General features: G+C 43.4%; 20 protein-coding genes. 14 read left to right on the forward strand and 6 right to left on the reverse strand.

Annotated elements, in window-relative coordinates:
• Nucleotides 1–157 precede the first annotated feature (157 nt).
• Nucleotides 158–640, reverse strand: coding sequence for a CBO0543 family protein (locus tag ASG85_RS39905; RefSeq protein WP_057302201.1), 483 nt, complete (start codon nucleotides 638–640; stop codon nucleotides 158–160).
• 189 nt (nucleotides 641–829) lie between these two features.
• Between ASG85_RS39905 and ASG85_RS17470 the strand changes: the two genes are divergently transcribed.
• Nucleotides 830–2,203, forward strand: a complete 1,374-nt coding sequence (locus tag ASG85_RS17470) for a Stk1 family PASTA domain-containing Ser/Thr kinase (RefSeq protein ID WP_060647242.1) — start codon at nucleotides 830–832, stop codon at nucleotides 2,201–2,203.
• A gap of 297 nt (nucleotides 2,204–2,500) precedes the next feature.
• Nucleotides 2,501–3,574 carry a YncE family protein gene (locus ASG85_RS17475; RefSeq protein WP_060647244.1) on the forward strand — a complete coding sequence of 358 codons (1,074 nt, stop codon included), beginning with the start codon at nucleotides 2,501–2,503 and terminating at the stop codon, nucleotides 3,572–3,574.
• Nucleotides 3,575–3,669: 95 nt separating this feature from the next.
• Here ASG85_RS17475 and ASG85_RS37955 read toward each other — a convergent pair whose 3' ends face one another.
• The 3 genes from ASG85_RS37955 to ASG85_RS17485 form a co-directional block, all read right to left on the reverse strand.
• Nucleotides 3,670–3,840 (reverse strand): hypothetical protein, encoded by a 171-nt coding sequence (locus tag ASG85_RS37955; protein ID WP_156396655.1) that lies wholly within the window; start codon nucleotides 3,838–3,840, stop codon nucleotides 3,670–3,672.
• A gap of 434 nt (nucleotides 3,841–4,274) precedes the next feature.
• On the reverse strand, nucleotides 4,275–5,069 hold the full coding sequence (locus ASG85_RS17480; protein ID WP_060647330.1) for a TylF/MycF family methyltransferase: 795 nt from the start codon (nucleotides 5,067–5,069) through the stop codon (nucleotides 4,275–4,277).
• A gap of 261 nt (nucleotides 5,070–5,330) precedes the next feature.
• Entirely contained in the window at nucleotides 5,331–5,567 is a 237-nt protein-coding gene (locus tag ASG85_RS17485; RefSeq protein WP_235550157.1) for a hypothetical protein, read from the reverse strand.
• A 366-nt stretch (nucleotides 5,568–5,933) separates the two neighbouring features.
• Between ASG85_RS17485 and ASG85_RS17490 the strand changes: the two genes are divergently transcribed.
• The 10 genes from ASG85_RS17490 (at nucleotide 5,934) to ASG85_RS17535 (ending at nucleotide 13,767) form a co-directional block, all read left to right on the forward strand.
• A complete protein-coding gene (locus ASG85_RS17490) occupies nucleotides 5,934–6,677 on the forward strand; it encodes an SDR family NAD(P)-dependent oxidoreductase (RefSeq protein ID WP_060647246.1) in 744 nt (247 codons plus the stop codon).
• 136 nt (nucleotides 6,678–6,813) lie between these two features.
• Complete coding sequence (locus ASG85_RS17495; protein ID WP_060647247.1) at nucleotides 6,814–7,137, forward strand: NIPSNAP family protein; 324 nt, start codon at nucleotides 6,814–6,816, stop codon at nucleotides 7,135–7,137.
• Nucleotides 7,138–7,207: 70 nt separating this feature from the next.
• Nucleotides 7,208–7,747, forward strand: coding sequence for an NAD(P)H-dependent oxidoreductase (locus tag ASG85_RS17500; RefSeq protein ID WP_060647248.1), 540 nt, complete (start codon nucleotides 7,208–7,210; stop codon nucleotides 7,745–7,747).
• Nucleotides 7,747–8,379, forward strand: a complete 633-nt coding sequence (locus ASG85_RS17505; protein WP_060647249.1) for a DsbA family oxidoreductase — start codon at nucleotides 7,747–7,749, stop codon at nucleotides 8,377–8,379. The genes ASG85_RS17500 and ASG85_RS17505 overlap by 1 nt, the downstream gene beginning before the upstream one ends.
• A 43-nt stretch (nucleotides 8,380–8,422) precedes the next feature.
• Nucleotides 8,423–9,166, forward strand: coding sequence for an SDR family NAD(P)-dependent oxidoreductase (locus ASG85_RS17510; protein WP_060647250.1), 744 nt, complete (start codon nucleotides 8,423–8,425; stop codon nucleotides 9,164–9,166).
• A 60-nt stretch (nucleotides 9,167–9,226) separates the two neighbouring features.
• Nucleotides 9,227–9,550, forward strand: a complete 324-nt coding sequence (locus tag ASG85_RS17515) for an NIPSNAP family protein (protein WP_060647251.1) — start codon at nucleotides 9,227–9,229, stop codon at nucleotides 9,548–9,550.
• A gap of 51 nt (nucleotides 9,551–9,601) precedes the next feature.
• Nucleotides 9,602–10,684, forward strand: a complete 1,083-nt coding sequence (locus tag ASG85_RS17520) for an NAD(P)H-dependent flavin oxidoreductase (protein WP_060647252.1) — start codon at nucleotides 9,602–9,604, stop codon at nucleotides 10,682–10,684.
• 37 nt (nucleotides 10,685–10,721) lie between these two features.
• The gene (locus ASG85_RS17525; protein WP_060647253.1) at nucleotides 10,722–10,958 is read left to right on the forward strand and encodes a tautomerase family protein; all 237 of its coding nucleotides are present in this window, start codon (nucleotides 10,722–10,724) and stop codon (nucleotides 10,956–10,958) included.
• Nucleotides 10,959–11,098: 140 nt separating this feature from the next.
• Nucleotides 11,099–12,616 (forward strand): spore germination protein, encoded by a 1,518-nt coding sequence (locus ASG85_RS17530; RefSeq protein WP_060647257.1) that lies wholly within the window; start codon nucleotides 11,099–11,101, stop codon nucleotides 12,614–12,616.
• A complete protein-coding gene (locus ASG85_RS17535; RefSeq protein WP_057302189.1) occupies nucleotides 12,613–13,767 on the forward strand; it encodes a Ger(x)C family spore germination protein in 1,155 nt (384 codons plus the stop codon). The genes ASG85_RS17530 and ASG85_RS17535 overlap by 4 nt, the downstream gene beginning before the upstream one ends.
• A gap of 233 nt (nucleotides 13,768–14,000) precedes the next feature.
• Here ASG85_RS17535 and ASG85_RS17545 read toward each other — a convergent pair whose 3' ends face one another.
• Complete coding sequence (locus ASG85_RS17545; protein WP_060647258.1) at nucleotides 14,001–15,101, reverse strand: GerAB/ArcD/ProY family transporter; 1,101 nt, start codon at nucleotides 15,099–15,101, stop codon at nucleotides 14,001–14,003.
• A 322-nt stretch (nucleotides 15,102–15,423) separates the two neighbouring features.
• Nucleotides 15,424–16,293, reverse strand: a complete 870-nt coding sequence (locus ASG85_RS17550) for a LysR family transcriptional regulator (protein ID WP_060647260.1) — start codon at nucleotides 16,291–16,293, stop codon at nucleotides 15,424–15,426.
• Between the two features lie 146 nt (nucleotides 16,294–16,439).
• Between ASG85_RS17550 and ASG85_RS17555 the strand changes: the two genes are divergently transcribed.
• Entirely contained in the window at nucleotides 16,440–17,609 is a 1,170-nt protein-coding gene (locus ASG85_RS17555) for a YbfB/YjiJ family MFS transporter (protein WP_060647261.1), read from the forward strand.
• Nucleotides 17,610–17,737: 128 nt separating this feature from the next.
• Nucleotides 17,738–18,307, forward strand: coding sequence for a TetR/AcrR family transcriptional regulator (locus ASG85_RS17560; protein WP_060647263.1), 570 nt, complete (start codon nucleotides 17,738–17,740; stop codon nucleotides 18,305–18,307).
• Nucleotides 18,308–18,377: the final 70 nt, after the last annotated feature.

Below are 18,377 nucleotides of genomic sequence, written 5' to 3' on the forward strand. Positions count from 1 at the left end.
AAACATACTCGTTGACTTAAACAGCTGATGAAGTACCAAAAGATGAAGTTATTTAAACATAAATGAGTAAAGTTCAAATACGGTATTTAATACAATTTGAAAATGTGAATCAATTAATGGTTGGTGAATTAGATATTACTTGTCATACACCGCTGATTCAACCAACTCTACTTCTTTCTCTTTCGTCCGCTGTTCGGATAAGGGAGATTAACAGTCTCACGATCAAAAAAAATGCAATTAAGGTTACAAAAGAGTGCATCCAGGTCCAAGTATAGTACTTAATTAATTCGGTATATCTTTCTAAAATGAACTCCACTGTTGTCATTAGAGCACTATACAAAACAGCCTGTGCCAATACCCCGACAAGCTTCGATTGTTTCGTTGTTAGGTTGAAAAGAACATTTAACGTTGGAAATGCAAGATAATCGAACAAAACCGCTGATGAGAAGTATTGACTGAGAAATCGGACGGGATGTTCATAATAATGCTGTTCAATTAGAATTACGGGAATAAAACTGCTAAAAAATACGGTAATTAGATATACGATTAAAGAATCTCTGATAAGTGATTTCTTTAAGATTATGAGTAAAATAATTAAAGAAACAACAAAAACAAACCATTGAATAACTTGATTAAACATTTGGCTACCTCATTTCAAAAATATCACCTAATGAAAAAAAGATTCATGAACTATATATTTCCAAGAAGGGGAATGTTAATACGTGCACGAAGGGGTTATTAATCACTAACGATTTTGGGAATTACAACCAGTAGTGACGTAAAATATAGATGATAAGCGAATAACTATGCGTATAAGGGGGGGACGCCAATGGTTATCATCGGAAACCGCTATACGCTCAATCAACCGCTCAAGAGGATGGCGAACGGGTTGTGGATAAGTGGGATGGATCTGACCTTCAAACGCGATGTTCTTCTATATACTTGCCAAGAGACAGACGAATCAGCGCATCAGGAAACCTTAGGATGGATGAGAAAAGCATCCCAGTTGTCCGACGAGCACTTCATGCATATTCTCGACGCAGGTTCAGAAGACGGAACGTTGTTCGCTATTGTTCAAGCGTTAACGGGAAGTCCTTTGTCTGATCGACTGAGTGTCTTGGAGATTACGGGTCACAAGGCGCTTACGTATGTGTACGAGCTGGCCAAGGGCATTAGAGAAACTCGCCTCAATCGACTGCTTGAATGTTCGGTTGACGCGGAAAATTTATGGATTGAAGATAATGGCCGGTTGCGAATCATGAATTATTGGACGGAAGGGAAGAACGGACGACGCGGTGTGCCGGGGCTGGCTTTGCTTCTGTACCAGCTGTGTGCCAAAACGGATATTCCGACATCCTCTATTCGTGCATACGCATTCGATCTGAATCGGTCGTTTGCGGATTTCTCGGATGAAACTCGGGAACGTGCCGTAGATTTGGCCTGCAAGGCGTATGAAGGGACATGCACGCTTGCTGATTTTCAACAGGAACTGGAAGTAATACTCGGTATCAAAAACGAGAGGAAGACGCAACTTCTTACATCGGCATTACCGGCTAAAGATATGAAGTCATCAAACGGACGGAAGCGGAAAACCACCGTACATGAGTTTGTAGCGCCTAAAACCGGGGTGCGGAGGGCTGAGAAGCAAAAGGCAGAGGAGCATGAGCCCAGGGAGCTTCAGGCGCGCATAATTAAGGCTACTGACCGCAAAATAACGAAACTCAGCGAGCTGTTCCGCGAATCGATTCAGCTGCGCAAGTGGCATCTGCTTTCTACGGCCGTCTTCGGAGTATTCGTTCTACTGCTCTGGCTGTCACTGAGTCCAGACCCTAAGCCGCAGACAATTCCGACGCCCGCTTCTACAAAGACATCAATGAATCGTACCGAGGCTTCTAAGCCTGCAGCATCGGCATCCGGGATGCCGGCTCAAACAGGTGCGCCGACGCGGACGCCTATTGACGCCGAAGTTCAGCCGGCAGTCAATGACGAAGTACAAGCCAAGGCGGGCGTCGTTCCTGATTTGGTCACTTATACAAGGGAGGATGCCGAGAAGATGGCAATTGCCTCCGGGCTTCGATACCAGTTTTTCCTGGAATCGAATGTTGCCGCGGTTAAGGGAGTCGTGTTTAAGCAAGACCTAACTCCCGGCACTGTCGTCAAAAATGGCGACCGCATCACGTTCTGGGTGAGCAAAGGGAAATAAATAGGAGACGGTTGTAGGTTCTTCGAGTGTTGCGACTAATTCACACCGCCGCATTGGGTGAAATATCCATCATCTCCAATCAAGCTGCGGTGCATATTTTTTAAAACATTGCTGTCACGATATTTGAATAATAAAATAAGGGCTGCCCCCAAACAAGTTCATAAGCTTGAGTGGGCGGCCTTTTTGCTTATTTCCATAATGGGCGGCCTTTCTTGTGGATACGTTGCCAAATAGTTCCCTTTCAGAACAGTATGAATATACTGAATGAAGCATCGGCCTGCTGGAAGGGGAGACAGAATGAAGCGAAAGTCTTGGCACGTCTTGAAGCCTCGAGTCTATAAGCTAACACCCCGCATAATAGCAACTATTCCTGTAAAAAGCCCGGTCTCCAACATCGTCGTTAATCCAGTGACGAATCGCGTGTACTTTTTACAAGGCGAAAACGATTTGAGTGTTCTGGATGGGAACACAAACAAAATCATAGCAACATTGAAAACGGGACAATTGCCTTTCCAAATGGCAGTCAATACGAGAACGAACCGTATTTATCTTGTTAACTTCTTTGATGGTACTGTTTCCGTTATTAACGGCCGCACGAATCGGATCATCACAACAGTAAAAGTGGGAGAACGCTGTGATGAAATCGCGCTTAATTCCCGAACGAATCTGATCTATATAGCGACCATATCCTTATCGTCTAAAAAGGCCGATGTTGCAGTTCTAAACGGGAGTACCAACAAGATCCAACAAAGAATCCCTTTTATTGGACGTCCTTCAGAAATTACAATTGATGAAAGAACGAACCGAATTTATGTGACGAACACCAGCAAAGATACAGTATCAGTTATTGACGGAAGTACGAATAACATTCTGACATCTGTCAAAGTGGGGCGAAATCCAGTCATAGCTCCCGCCTTAAATACGAGGACAAACCGCCTTTATATTGCAAACAACCTAAGCCGATTCTGTTCTGTATTGGACCTGCGAACGAATCGAATACACAATATACAACTCGGCAGACTTCAAAGTGAAATTACACTTAACCCTGTGACGAACCGAATCTATGTATCAAGCGCGCAAATATCAATAAAGGGGCGGTTGTTTGTCATTGATGGCAGACTTGATCGTGTGATCAGAACCTTAACTATTCCTTCTTCAACAAATATGCTGATCAACCCGCGTACGAACCATTTATTCATTTCGGAGTTTCGGGAGACCGGAGCATCTCCGCTTAATGTCTATAACGGCAGCACTCTGAAGCGTATCGCAATTCTTCGCCTCACCAAGAGATCAGGTGCCACGGTGCTAAACCCGCGAACAAACCGAATCTATTCAGGCGGCGAATCTAACATTACCGTTATTCAGGATTAATCCATCACTTTTTATACGAAAAAGCAAAAAAACAACCCCCGCGATATCCGATATCGGTGGGGGTTGTTTTTTCGCTAATCTTCTAGTCACCTCTATTAATATTGGGTTTCATCTTTACTCGGATCATAGGTAACGAGAAATATTCCACTCACTTGATCGAACAAATTAATAAATACTTGTTGGGCATCCTTGTACGGCATGGGTTGACTAATGATTTTTCCATTAGAGAGTTGTACAACGAATTTCATTTGATCAGATGTGCACAATTTTTTCGCCTCCTACTAATCAATCAATGTCGGATCATTTCGATTGATTGTTCATACGTTATGTATCCTGATTAGATTAATTCTATCGGAACAGTAATTAATAACAATCCCCCATTCGGGGTAGATTTTGGGGGATCTTATCTGAATAATTCTAAAAATGGTAATGATTCTTAGAAAAAGAAAGAGTCTCAAGAGTAGTCTTTTGATCTTACGGAAAACGATAGTGCCATGACAACAGGCTGCCAGCATTATTGGCAGCCTGTTTAGGTTACGGGAAACTATGCGGATAGTAACCATTTATGGTAAAATTGCTATGTTTAGCAACAATGGGGGTTTTTCTCATTGTTGGAGTTAGTCATGTGAATTTTGCCAGTAAACTTATTTGGCTTCTCGGAGCAGATCCTGTTCTGACATAATTGTTACCCTTGCCGCGTCTATTCCATTTTCCGCCAATAACAGCCGCATCCTTCAATCAAATACATCGGGTCATTAATTCCGTGTATATTTCTGAAGTTGTTGACAGCGGCAGCGCAATTCGGCAGACAATAGTCATCAATGATAATAAATCCGCCTTTGGATACTCTCGGGTACAGATTATACAAGCAATCCATGGTCGAACCGTACATATCTCCGTCAAATCTCAACACCGCTATCTTATTAATCGGAGCGGAAGGTAAAGTGTCTTTAAACCACCCCTTTAGAAATCGGACTTGACCATCCAAGAGATCATATTTTCGAAAATTTTCTGTTACCTCTTCCAAAGAAACTTTCAAAAAATCAAAAGTATGGTGAATATCGCCGCTATCTTGCGCACATTCCGGTCTGGGCAATCCTTCGAAAGAGTCGACCACCCACACACTTCTATCCTGGATCCCGTTAACTTTGAGAAAACCTCGCATAAAAATGCAAGCTCCGCCTCTCCAGACCCCGGTTTCTACAAAATCGCCCTCTATATTGTCATTCAATACGGTCTGCATGCATTGCTGCAAATTTTCCATGCGAACTCTGCCGATCATGCTATGAGCGACAGGAGGCCAGTCAAAACCAATACGGCGCACATCACGGTTGGGATGAAAACGTTTAACAACCTCCAAATCCTGGGCACGCAGTTGAATCATTAATTCAGCAGGAAGATGAAGTTGTATATCCGGTGTCAAAGGCTGATATCGTTCGGCATCTTCATGCCAGATCTCAAATAAAATCGCTTTTTTTAGGAGTTCCAAATACATATCTTTAGTCAGATTGTAAAGCGTATGTTCGACTTTTTGTCCAGAATTCCCTAACGCCTGATTGTCTTCCACCGGTAACTCCCACCTTTCGACTAATGAATCATCTTATTCAATGTATGATTCATTCCTCCGATAGATTGGACGAATATTCCTCCACAACTCACCATTTTCAATCTTGCAAGTTTCAAACGGGGCGTACTGTTTTGCTCATACAAAAAAACCTCCAAGTTATCATGAAGGTTTCTTACGCAACATTGCTGGTTATAGGGTGACTCTTTTGAAATTCGGAAACGGCTTGTCCGCTTCAGGCAACGATGAAAGGCTTACCAACTCGGCAACTTTCATCATGTTTTCCCATATCGGCCATACTTTCGGAGATGTATGCGCTTTGTCCTTGGCTTCCTCGGACAACCATTCGAATATTTCAATCAGCGTACCGTCTACAGACTGCAGCGTTACTGGCGTAAAATCCGTGATTCGGGACGTGTCCTTTGACAATCTCGGCTAGTTCGCCTTCTTTACCCGGATGGGGGCGGTACATCGCCATGGTAAACATACTGGAATTAGACATGTGAAGCCTCCATTGAAAAGAAATATATTTCACTTGTGAGATTAAGTATATCAAATTGTTCGTCTCGCCGCGACTATAGTACAACCTATAAGAAAGCTGTGAAGTAAAACAATTTTTGAATGACATATGTATGTGAAGGTTTAGATATCTGTATTTGAGATGCCCGACATCATTATTCTGTATTATGCAGGATAATAGAATCATTGTATATTGAATGAGCAGATTAGAAGATCTGATATTTTTTTAAATACAAACTACCTATTAATAGGTAGATAACAAAGGAGAATGGTGAAATGAATATTCAAGATAAAGTAGTAGTGATTACAGGTGGAAGCAGCGGTATTGGAAAAGCAGCAGCAATTGAACTGGTGAAACAAGGAGCCAATGTAGTCATCAATGGCCGCCGCGAACAAGCGTTGGTTGATGCTGCAAATGAAATCGATTCGACAGGCGCGCATGTAGCTTATGTTGCCGGCGACATCTCAGATCCCCAAGTAGCAGAACGCTTAATCGGCGAAGCACTTTCGCGCTTTGGACGTATTGACACGCTGGTGAACAATGCCGGCATTTTTATAGCGAAACCATTCACAGACTACACTGAAGCGGATTTTGAATCGGTACTGTCCATCAATATGGCAGGATTTTTCCAAGTTACTCAGCGTGCGGTGAGCGAGATGTTGAAGGCGGGTTCCGGCCACATCGTCAACATCACGGCAAGTGGAACCACAGAGCAGCCCCTTAAAGCCGTACCATCCGTACTTGCCGCACTGACCAAAGGAGGCTTGAACGCGGCAACAAAATCGCTGGCGATCGAGTATGCGGACAAGGGTATTCGCGTGAACGCAGTCGCGCCAGGCATCACCAAAACGCCAATGCATTCGGTAGAGACACACGACTTTTTGGCTAAATTGCACCCAATGAGCCGAATGGGCGAGGCTCAGGATATCGTTAACGCCATTGTGTATCTAGAATCCGCACAATTCGTGACTGGAGAGATTCTTCATGTCGATGGCGGTCAAAATGCCGGACAGTGGTAAGCCGTAAGTAATCTTTGGAATACGGACAAATACTGAAAATGGCTGGAGCTGAGCTATTCGCCTCACTAACACTTTGATATTACTGGCAAAGTTAAGTAGTAAACAAACATTTTTTTATAAATGGAGGAGGAAAGAGATGCTATATGAGCTGCGAGTATATGATGTAAATCCAGGTAAGATGAAGGTTATCCAAGACAGGTTCAGAGATCATGTTATTCAATTATTTATGAATCATGGTATGAAAGTGACGCATTTCTGGGAAGATTCAGATGAAGCGAATAACCGTCTTTATTATGTTGTTGAGCATGCCAATATGGAAATGCGTAACCTTAACTATGATCGTTTCCGCAACGATCCTGAATGGATTGAAGTAAAACGAATCTCAGAACTTGATGGACCCTTAGTTAAGAAGCAAGAAAGTATATTTATGCAAAACGTATCATTTTTCGCTAACAAATGAAAATCATACAGGAACCTGTTTGTAAATTAAAAATGATTTCTAAAAACAATAATGAAATGGAGCAAATAAAATGAAAACTTTAGTAATCGTTACTCACCCGAACATCGACGCATCCAACTGGAATAAAGCATGGGTGGAGGAATTGCAAAAGCATGACGATATCACGATTCATGAATTATATAAAGTGTACCCAGACGAAAATATTGATGTTGCTAGAGAGCAGCAATTGATTGAAGCGCACGACCGGATTATTTTTCAATATCCGCTTTATTGGTACAGCACACCGCCATTACTCAAAAAATGGTTTGATTCTGTCTTGCTATACGGCTGGGCTTATGGTCCGGATGGCACAAAAACAGCGGGTAAAGAAATCGGTGTTGCGATCTCGACCTATGGTACGGAAGAGTCGTATCAAGCAACTGGGTTCAATCGCTTTACCCTTCGAGAAATATTACGACCTATAGAAGCACTTGCTCATTTTATTAGTGCCTCTTATCTGCCTCACTTTTCACTGAACGACACTTCTATCGTTACGGATGAACGATTAGCACAGAGCAGCATCGATTACGTGAATCATATTAAAACGGTAAAGCCAGTTGTGGTGGACTAATGAAAGACTTGATCATTGATGTTTATATGGATACGATGTGTCCCTGGTGTCGTATGGGAACTAGCAGTCTGCGAACTGCTTTGAAACAATTGCCAGAAGGCACTAAGGCAACTGTTCGTTGGCATGCTTTTCAGATTAATCCTGGTATTCGTCCTGAAGGAGAAGATTATCGTCAGGTTATGATTGGCAGATTAGGCGGGGTTCCTCAATTCGAAGCAAGAATGAAGCAGTATAATGAAACCGGTGCACATTTCAACCTTATATATAACATGGATAGTGTGAAATATACACCGAATACTACCTTATCCCATCAGTTAATAGCTATTACGCCAGAGAACTTACAAGAACAATTGATCGAGAAAATATATACGGCTTATTTTGAAAATGGGATCGATATCGGTAATGTGGATGAACTTGTGGAAATAGCAAGAGCAAACGGGATCACTGACGATGCTGGTGAGCTCAAAAGGCGGCTTATTAAAGGCGATGGGATCGAAAAGGTGGAATTAGCACAGCGCAATGCGGAGAAGCTAGGTATCAGAGGGGTGCCTTATTTTGTTATCAACGAGAAGGTCAGCTTATCTGGTCTACAATCTCCTAATGATTTTATAAAAGCGTTTGAAAATAGTTAAGCTGCACGGTACAAGTTAATCTTGGATCAAGGAGAATGATAAAATGAAATTTCAAGGTAAAGTAGCAGTAATTACAGGTGGAAGCAGCGGTATTGGAAAAGCAGTGGCAATTGAATTGGTGAAACGAGGAGCCAATGTAGTCATCAGTGGGCGCCGCGAACAAGCGCTGGTAGAGGCTGCAAAAGAGATGGATCCGACAGGCGCGCGTGTCGCATATGTTGCCGGTGATATTTCAGATCCCCAAATAGCTGAACGCTTAATCGGCGAAGCACTTTCGCGTTTTGGACGTATCGACACACTGGTGAACAGTGCCGGTATTTTTATAGGGAAATCATTCACGGACTTCACTGAAGAGGATTTTGAATCGATACTGTCCATCAATGTGGTAGGATTCTTCCAAGTTACTCAGCGTGCGCTGACCGAGATGTTGAAGGCGGGTTCCGGTCATATCGTCAACATCACAGCAAGCGGAGGCGCAGAGCAGTCTCTTAAAGTCATGCCAGCCGTACTTACCGCATTGACCAAAGGGGGCTTGAATGCGGCAACGAAATCGCTGGCGATTGAGTATGCGGACAAGGGCATTCGTGTGAACGCAGTCGCACCAGGGGTTATTAAGACGCCGATGCATTCGGTTGAGACACACGACTTTTTGGCTAAATTGCACCCATTGGGCCGAATGGGCGAGGTTCAGGATATTGTTAATGCCATTGTGTATCTAGAATCCGCACAATTCGTGACTGGAGAGATTCTTCATGTCGATGGCGGTCAAAATGCCGGACAGTGGTAAGCCGTAAATAATCTTTGGAATGGGGACAAATACTGAATTAAGAAAAGGAGGATGGCGTTTATGCTGTATGAACTGCGGATTTACCAAGTTGTTCCCGGCCGCATGCAAGCGATACTGGATCGATTTCGGGATGATACGATAAGAATTTTTGCTAAGCATGACATGAAGGTAACTAATTTTTGGATAGATGTGGACGAATCAAAGGATCGGTTGTATTACGTACTTGAGCATCAGGACGCGGCATCCCGTGAACAGAACTTCCAAGCTTTTCTGGATGATTCAGAATGGCTGGAGCTTAAGGAAAGAACTGAACGAAACGGCCCCCTACATGAGAAAATCGATATTATCTATATGAAAAAAGCACCTTTCTTCCAAATCGATTAAAAGCCAAAACACTATCCTACAAGGATGAGGGATGGAAGTGAGGGGAGGAAGATGAATATGAAACTTGACACAGAACTTTGTCGCATTTTCAATATTCGCTACCCAATCTTCTTAGCTGGCATGGCAGGTGGACCTGGAACGGTCAGCTTGACTGCGGCCGTATCCAATGCGGGTGGGCTTGGCACACTAGGAGCCGCATATATGGAGCCCGAAGCGATCCGCAGTGCGATTCGAGACATTCGTAAGTTAACGAACGCTCCCTTTGGAGTGAATTTATTTGCTATTCAGGCTACCGATGACAATAGGAGAACTGAAGAAGTTCAACGGGAACTGAATGATATGCGAAATAAATTCGGGCTACCGCTGGTCGCGGGAGAAGCCGTGCGAACGCCAGATCATTTCGAGCAACAATTCACCGTTGTGTTGGAGGAAAAGGTCCCGGTTGTCAGCACGGCGTTTGGCGTTCTTCCTGCACATATGACTGAGCAAGCCAAAGCGGCCGGCATTCGAATTGTCACAATGGTGACGACGGTCAATGAAGCGCTCCTTGCTGAACAGGCGGGATGCGACGCTATTGTGGCTCAGGGCAGCGAGGCCGGGGGGCACCGTGGGACATTTGACATCTCCAATCGTCCCATGGGGGCTAATATTGGCACAATGGCCCTAGTACCGCAAATTGTTGACCGTGTTCATGTTCCGGTCATTGCGGCAGGAGGGATTATGGATGGCCGCGGGCTTGTCGCCGCCCTTGCACTTGGGGCACAGGGTGTGCAGATGGGAACGCGCTTCCTGACTGCGGTTGAATCAGGAGCGCATATCTCGTATCGGCAAAAACTGCTTGCCAGCACCGAGGAGAGCACAGTGATCACGAACGTGTTTTCCGGTCGTCCGGCCAGAGGGGTTACTAACGAATTTATCGAAACTTGGGAGAAGAGCCGAGTAGAGCCGCTTCCGTTCCCTACTCAAAATACTGCGACAAGGGATATTAGAAATGCTGCTGCCAAGCAAAATAATCCCGATTATATGTCTTTGTGGGCAGGACAAGGTTTGCGGATGCTTACTTCTGGCCAAAGTGCAGAGAGTATCGTGCAGGAAACTATCATTCAGGCGCAAACGATTCTTTTAAGACAATAATAACTAAACATATCATTCCGAATAGGGGAGAATTATTATGCCGATCGTTACGATCCAAGTGACCCGTGAGGGTACCACACCAGATAGTCAGTCTGTCACAGCCGAAGAAAAGGCGGCGCTCATCAAAGGGGTCAGCGAGGTTCTGCTCAATGTTCTGAACAAGCCGTTAGAATCTACCTTCGTAGTTATCGAAGAGGTTGATACCGAGAATTGGGGTTGGGGCGGACTACCTGTGTTGGAATATCGCCAGCAGCTTGCTGCTAAGATGAAGTAATCACTTTAATATCTTTTTTATCGAACCCAGTGCCGACACGGCACTGGGTTTGGTTTTTATAAGGGGCGTCTTTATTCATCGTATATGTCTTACTCTATTTGGAATAATAGCAGTGACTGTGTCAATCAGGAGGAGTTTTCATGAGATGGTTTATAAGAGGTAAAGATACATTCAATAATTATGAAAACCTTCCCTCAATGAAAAGCAATAACCTGGAGGAAGACAATAATCATGAGTTTACATCGGATATCGAGCAAAACGAAAAGATTTTAAGAGAAACATTCCAGGATTGTTCTGACTTGGAATACCGAAGGATCGAAGGTAATCATAACCTTCAAGGGCTCATTGTTTACATAGATAACTTGATTGATACAAAAATGCTTGATGAGCATGTAATTAAACCAATGCTCACGAGCATAACAAATGATAAATTTCCGAAGGAAGCAGGAGATCTTAAAAGTGAGATGATCTCCGTTGGAACCACGAACAGCTCTACAAAAGTATCGGAAACCATTCGTAACCTATTAGAGGGTTATGCCGCCATTCTAATTACAGGTAGCAGCAATGTGATAACGGTCTCAATTCCCGGTTCATCCAAAAGAAGTATTGAAGAAGCTTCATCCGAGCCGGTTATACGCGGCCCAAGGGACGGCTTCATTGAGCAGATTTCAACAAATATAAGTCTGATACGTACCAGACTCAAAACATCCAAATTAAAGGTAGAATATATTACCCTAGGAGAGCTGTCCAAGACTCGAATTGCCATTACGTACCTAAAAGGTATTGTGCGGGAAACATTAGTTGACGAGGTTAGAACAAGATTGAATTCCATACAAGTGGACGGTGTACTCGAATCGGCGTATATCGAAGAATTTATTGAGGATCAACCGTATTCACCATTTCCCCAAGTTCACAGCACAGAACGTCCAGATGTGGTGGCTGCTGAATTACTTGAAGGAAAAGTTGCCATTCTTGTGGATACTACCCCATTTGTCCTTATTGTTCCGATGACGTTCTGGACAGGACTTCAGGCAAGTGAAGATTACTATAGTCGTTGGCCAGTCGCTACCTTTGTTCGATGGATTCGATTCCTCTTTATCAATTTAGCGATATTTGCACCTCCGCTGTATGTAGCTATTACGACCTTCCATCAGGAAATGATACCCACTAATCTTGTGTTGAGTATTGCTGCCTCGAGGGAAGCCGTTCCCTTTCCCGCGGTGATTGAAGCTTTACTTATGGAAGTCATATTTGAAGCCCTGCGGGAAGCCGGAAATCGTCTGCCTAAACAGATAGGCCCAACCATAAGTATCGTTGGAGGTTTAGTTATTGGCCAGTCATCGGTTCAAGCGGGATTAATATCTGCTCCAGTCGTCATTATCGTGTCCATCACTGGCATTTCGGCGTTTACGATTCCTCGCTATAGCTTTGGAAATGGGATCCGATTACTTCGTTTTCCAATGTTATTCTTAGCGGGGACACTGGGCCTCTACGGTATTGTTCTAGGATTGATAGGCATTATATTACACGTGACTTCCCTTCGTTCCTTCGGGGTTCTTTATTTTTCTCCAGTCTCTCCATTTAAGTTGACCGGCTTGAAGGATGTTTTGATAAGGATACCGATTTGGGCGAAATTTCGATCGGGGGTTAAGCGATGAGAAGACTAAAATATATGATTCTTCTCGTATTTGTCTTTATTAGCGGTTGTTGGGATCGTATGGAAATGAATGATCTTGCATTTGTCACGGGTACTGCGATGGACCTGACGGACGACGGCAACATGCTCTGTTCCCTTCAAATCGCAACGCCATCTACGGAAGGAGGAATGAGTGGCGGAGGGGGCGGCAGCAAAGATAAATTTTACGTTATATCCGCAGAGGGAAAAAGTGGAAATGAAATTCATCAAAAACTTCAGAAGAAAAGCTCACGCCATTTGTTCTACTCTCATCGCAGCATTGTGTTTATTAGTGAACGTTTAGCTAAGCATGGAATTCAAGGTGTATTGGATATCTTTACGCACGACCCAAGAAATCGCTTAAAGACTTATATCATGGTTGTTAAAGGGAATGAAGGGCAGAATATTTTGCAAATAAATTATCCTTTAAAGCAAGTGCCTATTGAAGCAGTGAGGGAAATGGAAAATTCGGGAGATGATTTAGCAGTAACATTGAAGGATTTTTTTATTTCATCTGAAAGTGAGGGGGTTCATCCCGTCGTGGGGGTAATTGAATCCGAAATCCACTCCAAAGATCCACATAAGCAACTATTTAGATTAGCGGGCGCCGGCGTTTTTAAAGATTTAAAACTTTCCGGTTTATTAGATATAAATGAAACATTGGGTCTGATGTGGATGACGGACAAGCTAAAGTTCGGTCGAATCACGGCAAATTTACCCAAAGGTAATGGGGAAGTTGGGATGATGATAACCCATGCTGACCGCAAGATCATTACGCAGACTGGGCATGATTCTGTACAATTTAAAATTCAACTGGAAGCTCAAGGAAGTTTGGTCGAGAATAATTCCGGTCTGGATATTAACGAACCAAAGAATTTGAAGCTAATAACAAAAGCGCTGGAAGATGCATCCAAGAAACTAGTCCAAGATGTTATATTTAAAATCCAAAAGAAATATAAAGTGGATAGCGTGGGCTTTGGCCAAGAAATTTATAAGCATAACCCTGAAAAGTGGGCATTTTTGAAAAACCAATGGGATACTCGGTTTCCAGAGGCAGATATATCGGTTGAAGTTAACCTGATAATTAAAGGAGAGGGAATGGTACATTCTTCCTTCGAGAAGGAGTCCGAATAATAATGGTCCTGCAAATATCAACTTTTGTTATTTTCACGTTGGGTTGGTCTTACTATAAAGTTCAGATGTTTCTAAATAAAAAACAGCCTAAAGTAGCTGTTATATATAGTTGTTTGATGGGATTATGTATGATTCTAGGTTCTTTATTACTTGCCCATGTTCATATTAACACAACAGCTCCTGTGAGATTCATTTTTGAGCCCATCGGAAAAATCTTTTTAAAACAATGAAATCTAAACAACTGACTTCTTCCAGCGCCTCTTTATCGTATCAATCATTAGAAGTGTAAGGGGTAAAATGAATTGTGTGAAAATGGCATAACTTGGATAAGAATATTTAAGAAGAGTAGTCAAATCGGTGGAATAAAATTTAAAAACCGAAACCGATCCTATCGCTCCCAAAAGTGTTACAGGGAATACAAAGTCCCTGTAATTTCTAATATTAAAAAAATGGCTTACACTTAGACATATAATAAAGCAGATGAGAGCATCTTTTACAAAGCAACCCATAACCCATATAGCCACCCCTAAAGCTTCCAAGCGTTCAAAACTTCCTGTTATACCTATATACCGAATTACTTCTAACACTGGAAAAGTCAAATTATCGGTTATCGGCCCAAAGATCATAATCAGAGGTATAATAGCAATGAAGAGAATACCTGTGATAAGCAACAATGCGATGAACGAAACTTTGGTTGCTTTCTTCGGTTGATTCAAATAAGGAAGAAGCCACCCCAAAATAAAAAATTGACTTAAGTAAGCTGTTGGGAAAATGGACGCCTGAAGGAGTGGAACCATTCCTTGACTCATCACAGGAAGGATGCGCTCCGAATCAGATTCTGCGAGCATGAGTATCAAGAGTGGAAGCAACAAAACAAAGATGAGTAAGGAAATATACTCATTAGATCTTGCGATAGATTCGATACCCATATAGGCTGCTAAACCGCATAAGAGTGCCAACGTTAGACTGACAACGATACCAGGAGTTCTCATGAGCAGAACGGTATTAATAAACTGTATGTGCTGATTAAGAACGACGAAATCATAACTAATCCAGTAATAAATAAAATAACAACCTAAGCATTTTGCAGGCCATTTCCCTATGATTTGAGAGCTGTACTGTATAATCGAAAGACCAGGGTAGCGATTCGACAATATGATCATCACCCAAATCGTTAATGACCCGATCAAGACAGCAGGAAAAATCGTTATCCATGCATCTTGCTTGGAGGACTTCGACTCCAAACCTGGTATGATAAGAATGACGATAGGGGCTATAAAGGAGAAAATTAACAAACATAATTGAGTTCCCGATATTTTTTCAGCAGGCTTCATTTGCGTTTCTCCTTCAGATCAGATTCTCTCCAAGTATTCCCTTCTTAACCACATGTATACAGGTGGTTAAGAAGGGAATACCTCTTCTAGATCAAATCCACCTACATAAAAAATAGAAAGCCTGATCTGCTCAAGCTTTCTAATATAAGAAAATGTCTACTCTAACCCCAATTCTCGGTGTTCAACCCTCGATAACTGCGAAGATAAATTCTAACGGCTTGTTCAGAACGTTGAGCAGAGCTCGCTAGCCCCTTCAATGAGCGCCAACCTTTCTTCCGCCGTGACAGACTGAGGATCTGGTGCGGTGCCCTCATTCAGTACTTTAGCTAAAATGGGCTCGAATCTCCGATAAGAAGGCTGATAATGCGGGCGTGATTAAAGCGTCTTTGCGCCTGATGAACACGGTTGTGACGATGGCATGCTTGCCGGGGATCTCATGGCAGCGGATTCGGCCTTGCTTTTCCGACTCGGCTATGATTGAACGCGGTAGAAGAGCAATGCCGAGGCCGGCACCTACACAACCAATAATCGTTTCAATCGATCCGAATTCCATCAGCTTAACGGGCAATATACCTTCATCATGGAGCAGCTGATTTAATTTTGCCCGGTAGGAACAGCCGTTGTGGAATACGAGGAGCGTAGCCAGCTGCATATCATGGAGGGAATTAACAGGCGGATGGGAGACCGAGGTGACAAGAACCAGCTCCTCATCAATGACGTTTTCCTGAACCAAATCGGGATGTTCGACGGGACCGGTCACGAATGCTCCGTTCTGCTCATAATGAAGAACGGCATGAATGTGCTGCTCCGAAGTACCGGTAATTAAAGAGAAGTCGACCGCCGGATATTCGGTATGATACTTGGTAAGCAGCGTAGGCAGTCGAACGGCGGCTGTTGTTTCCAGAGACCCGATATGAAGCGGTCCTGCGGGAACGGAGGAGTCTCCGACGGCCAATCTGGCTTCTTGAATGACATGCAATATTTTCTCTGCATAGGAAACAAGGATTTGTCCGGAAGGGGTAAGCGTAATACCCCGATTGTGGCGGTAAAAAAGCTGAGTCTGCAAATCGGTCTCCAGCTGTTGAATCTTATGGGTGACGTTGGATTGGGCAAAGTTTAATTTATGAGCCGCTTTAGAAATGCTGCCTTCGTGCGCCGTGGTAAAAAACACTTTGAGCAATTGAATATCCATATAAACCTCCTGTATATTTAGATTTAGATATCTGAATTTAAGATATTTAATATCACTATTCTGTATTATACATGATAACTGGAATCATTGTATGATGAACGAATGAATGAATGAACAGATGAAAGTAGAGATAGGAGGGAAAGTGATTGGAGAGAAGGACTTTGATCGTTTTGCTCGGAGGCATAGCAGCATTGATGGTGGCTATGGGAATCGGAAGGTTCGCCTTTACTCCTATCCTCCCGATGATGATAGATCACCATCTGCTCTCCGCCGCGGGTGCGGGTTATCTGGCTTCAAGCAATTATTTGGGGTATTTGATTGGTGCGTTTGTCCTGACTTTGGTCCAGGTTAGAAGCCGATCCATGCTGCTGTTCTCCGGGTTAATCGTATGTATTGCTACCACATGGGGAATGGGCCTGTTCCACAGCCTAGATGCCTGGCTTGTACTCCGGTTTTTGTCGGGCCTTGCCAGCGCAATCGTATTTGTCATCGCCTCTAGCATCGTACTGGATCGTTTATCGGCGCTCCAAGCCGGAATATTCTACGGAGGCGTGGGAGCGGGCATTCTGCTGACCGGACTTTCAGTTCCGCTGCTTGCCCGAAACAGCGATTGGACCGAAGTATGGAAGGGACTGGGACTGATCAGTCTGATCTTAGGTCTGGCAGCCTGGTATTCATTGCGGGAGAGGCATATTGTCACGCAGACGTTAAGCCCATCTCATGACCACGCCCATCATTCTTCGGCCTTTCGGCGGGTCTTGATATGTTTGATGATTTCCTACGGCTTTGAAGGCTTGGGTTACATTGTTACCGGGACCTATCTTGTAGCTTTCGCCAAGTCGGTTTCTAACATCCCCAATATTGCATCAATTAGTTGGATACTGGTTGGTATTGCCGCGACACCTTCGTGCGTCGGTTGGTCAATGCTTGCCTCTCGATGGGGAAAAAAGTGGACATTGACCGTTGCCATGCTGCTGCAATCCATTGGCATTGCGATTCCGGTTCTTATTCCTTCTTCAACCGCTGTATTCGCAGGTGCCATTCTGTTCGGCGTAACCTTTATGGGGATAACGACGCTGTCCGTCGCTTTTGCCAAGGATTTATACCCAAAAAACAACCGAAAGATTATAGGTTTACTGACCACCTTTTTTGGCTTGGGGCAAATTATCGGGCCGCTTATTGGAGGTCTTCTGATATCGGAAAATGGCAGCTACCTCACCGCTTTAATCGGAGCGGCTTTCATCGTCTTCTTGGGGGCGCTTAGCTTGCCTTTGGGTATTGGCCGAACCGACCAGCAGCTCAAACAAGCTAAATGATAAAGGTTTGAGGTTTGAAACGGCTAGAATTAATGAAGGATTCTCTCGTCCTTGAACTAACCAAATTTTCCGGCTTTTTGAAGTACTCAAGGTTGACAACGCTATCTACTAAAAGGTAGAATTAAAATATGACTAAAAATAAAAATACAGCAGAGGCTATTTTGGATACTGCTCAGTCGATTGTTCAGGATGTCGGGTTTAACGGATTTAGCTATGCACACATTGCAGAAAAAGTAGGGATACGCACTGCCAGTATTCATTACCATTTCCCAAACAAGGAGGATTTAGGAGAAGCGCTGATTTCGCGGTATCACAGAGATTTCATGTCTGCAATTGCTCAAATCGATACCGAAACACAGAACAATTTGGAAAAGCTACGCAAGTTCACTTTACTTTACAGTGGCCCTGTTCAAGATTATTGTACTTGTCTGGGCGTGATGATTTCTACTGACTTGGCTACTTTATCAGGCAAGTCACGTGAAGGGCTAACTCAGCTTTTCACCGCTAATTTAGATTGGCTAGAGCGAGTGTTGGATCAGGGGCGGCGTGAGGGGCATTTAAATTTTGAAGCTGCCGCGGATGTGGAAGCCCATCAATTCCTTGCTTCGCTTCAAGGTGCGCAATTACTTGCAAGAAGTTTTCGGGATATAAGTAGGTTTGACATGATTGCCGAAGGATTAATATCCGCTTTAACTTAAAAAAGAAGGCGGTTATTTTTTGTGATTGATTTACCTTTTGATAGGTAGGAGATTTTACGGCAATGAAGCT

Origin of the sequence: Paenibacillus sp. Soil724D2, assembly GCF_001427935.1 — a bacterium.
In the GTDB taxonomy this organism is placed as follows: Bacteria; Bacillota; Bacilli; order Paenibacillales; family NBRC-103111; genus Paenibacillus_E.

Excerpts from the sequence above, each read along its gene's own strand:
- ASG85_RS17525 (WP_060647253.1), top strand. The coding sequence starts at position 10,722 with ATGCCGATCGTTACGATCCAAGTGACCCGTGAGGGTACCACACCAGAT.
- ASG85_RS17530 (WP_060647257.1), top strand. The coding sequence starts at position 11,099 with ATGAGATGGTTTATAAGAGGTAAAGATACATTCAATAATTATGAAAAC.
- ASG85_RS17545 (WP_060647258.1), bottom strand. The coding sequence starts at position 15,101 with ATGAAGCCTGCTGAAAAAATATCGGGAACTCAATTATGTTTGTTAATT.
- ASG85_RS17550 (WP_060647260.1), bottom strand. The coding sequence starts at position 16,293 with ATGGATATTCAATTGCTCAAAGTGTTTTTTACCACGGCGCACGAAGGC.
- ASG85_RS39905 (WP_057302201.1), bottom strand. The coding sequence starts at position 640 with ATGTTTAATCAAGTTATTCAATGGTTTGTTTTTGTTGTTTCTTTAATT.
- ASG85_RS17470 (WP_060647242.1), top strand. The coding sequence starts at position 830 with ATGGTTATCATCGGAAACCGCTATACGCTCAATCAACCGCTCAAGAGG.
- ASG85_RS17500 (WP_060647248.1), top strand. The coding sequence starts at position 7,208 with ATGAAAACTTTAGTAATCGTTACTCACCCGAACATCGACGCATCCAAC.
- ASG85_RS17520 (WP_060647252.1), top strand. The coding sequence starts at position 9,602 with ATGAATATGAAACTTGACACAGAACTTTGTCGCATTTTCAATATTCGC.
- ASG85_RS17495 (WP_060647247.1), top strand. The coding sequence starts at position 6,814 with ATGCTATATGAGCTGCGAGTATATGATGTAAATCCAGGTAAGATGAAG.
- ASG85_RS17480 (WP_060647330.1), bottom strand. The coding sequence starts at position 5,069 with ATGTATTTGGAACTCCTAAAAAAAGCGATTTTATTTGAGATCTGGCAT.
- ASG85_RS17490 (WP_060647246.1), top strand. The coding sequence starts at position 5,934 with ATGAATATTCAAGATAAAGTAGTAGTGATTACAGGTGGAAGCAGCGGT.
- ASG85_RS17560 (WP_060647263.1), top strand. The coding sequence starts at position 17,738 with ATGACTAAAAATAAAAATACAGCAGAGGCTATTTTGGATACTGCTCAG.
- ASG85_RS17475 (WP_060647244.1), top strand. The coding sequence starts at position 2,501 with ATGAAGCGAAAGTCTTGGCACGTCTTGAAGCCTCGAGTCTATAAGCTA.
- ASG85_RS17510 (WP_060647250.1), top strand. The coding sequence starts at position 8,423 with ATGAAATTTCAAGGTAAAGTAGCAGTAATTACAGGTGGAAGCAGCGGT.
- ASG85_RS17515 (WP_060647251.1), top strand. The coding sequence starts at position 9,227 with ATGCTGTATGAACTGCGGATTTACCAAGTTGTTCCCGGCCGCATGCAA.
- ASG85_RS17535 (WP_057302189.1), top strand. The coding sequence starts at position 12,613 with ATGAGAAGACTAAAATATATGATTCTTCTCGTATTTGTCTTTATTAGC.
- ASG85_RS17505 (WP_060647249.1), top strand. The coding sequence starts at position 7,747 with ATGAAAGACTTGATCATTGATGTTTATATGGATACGATGTGTCCCTGG.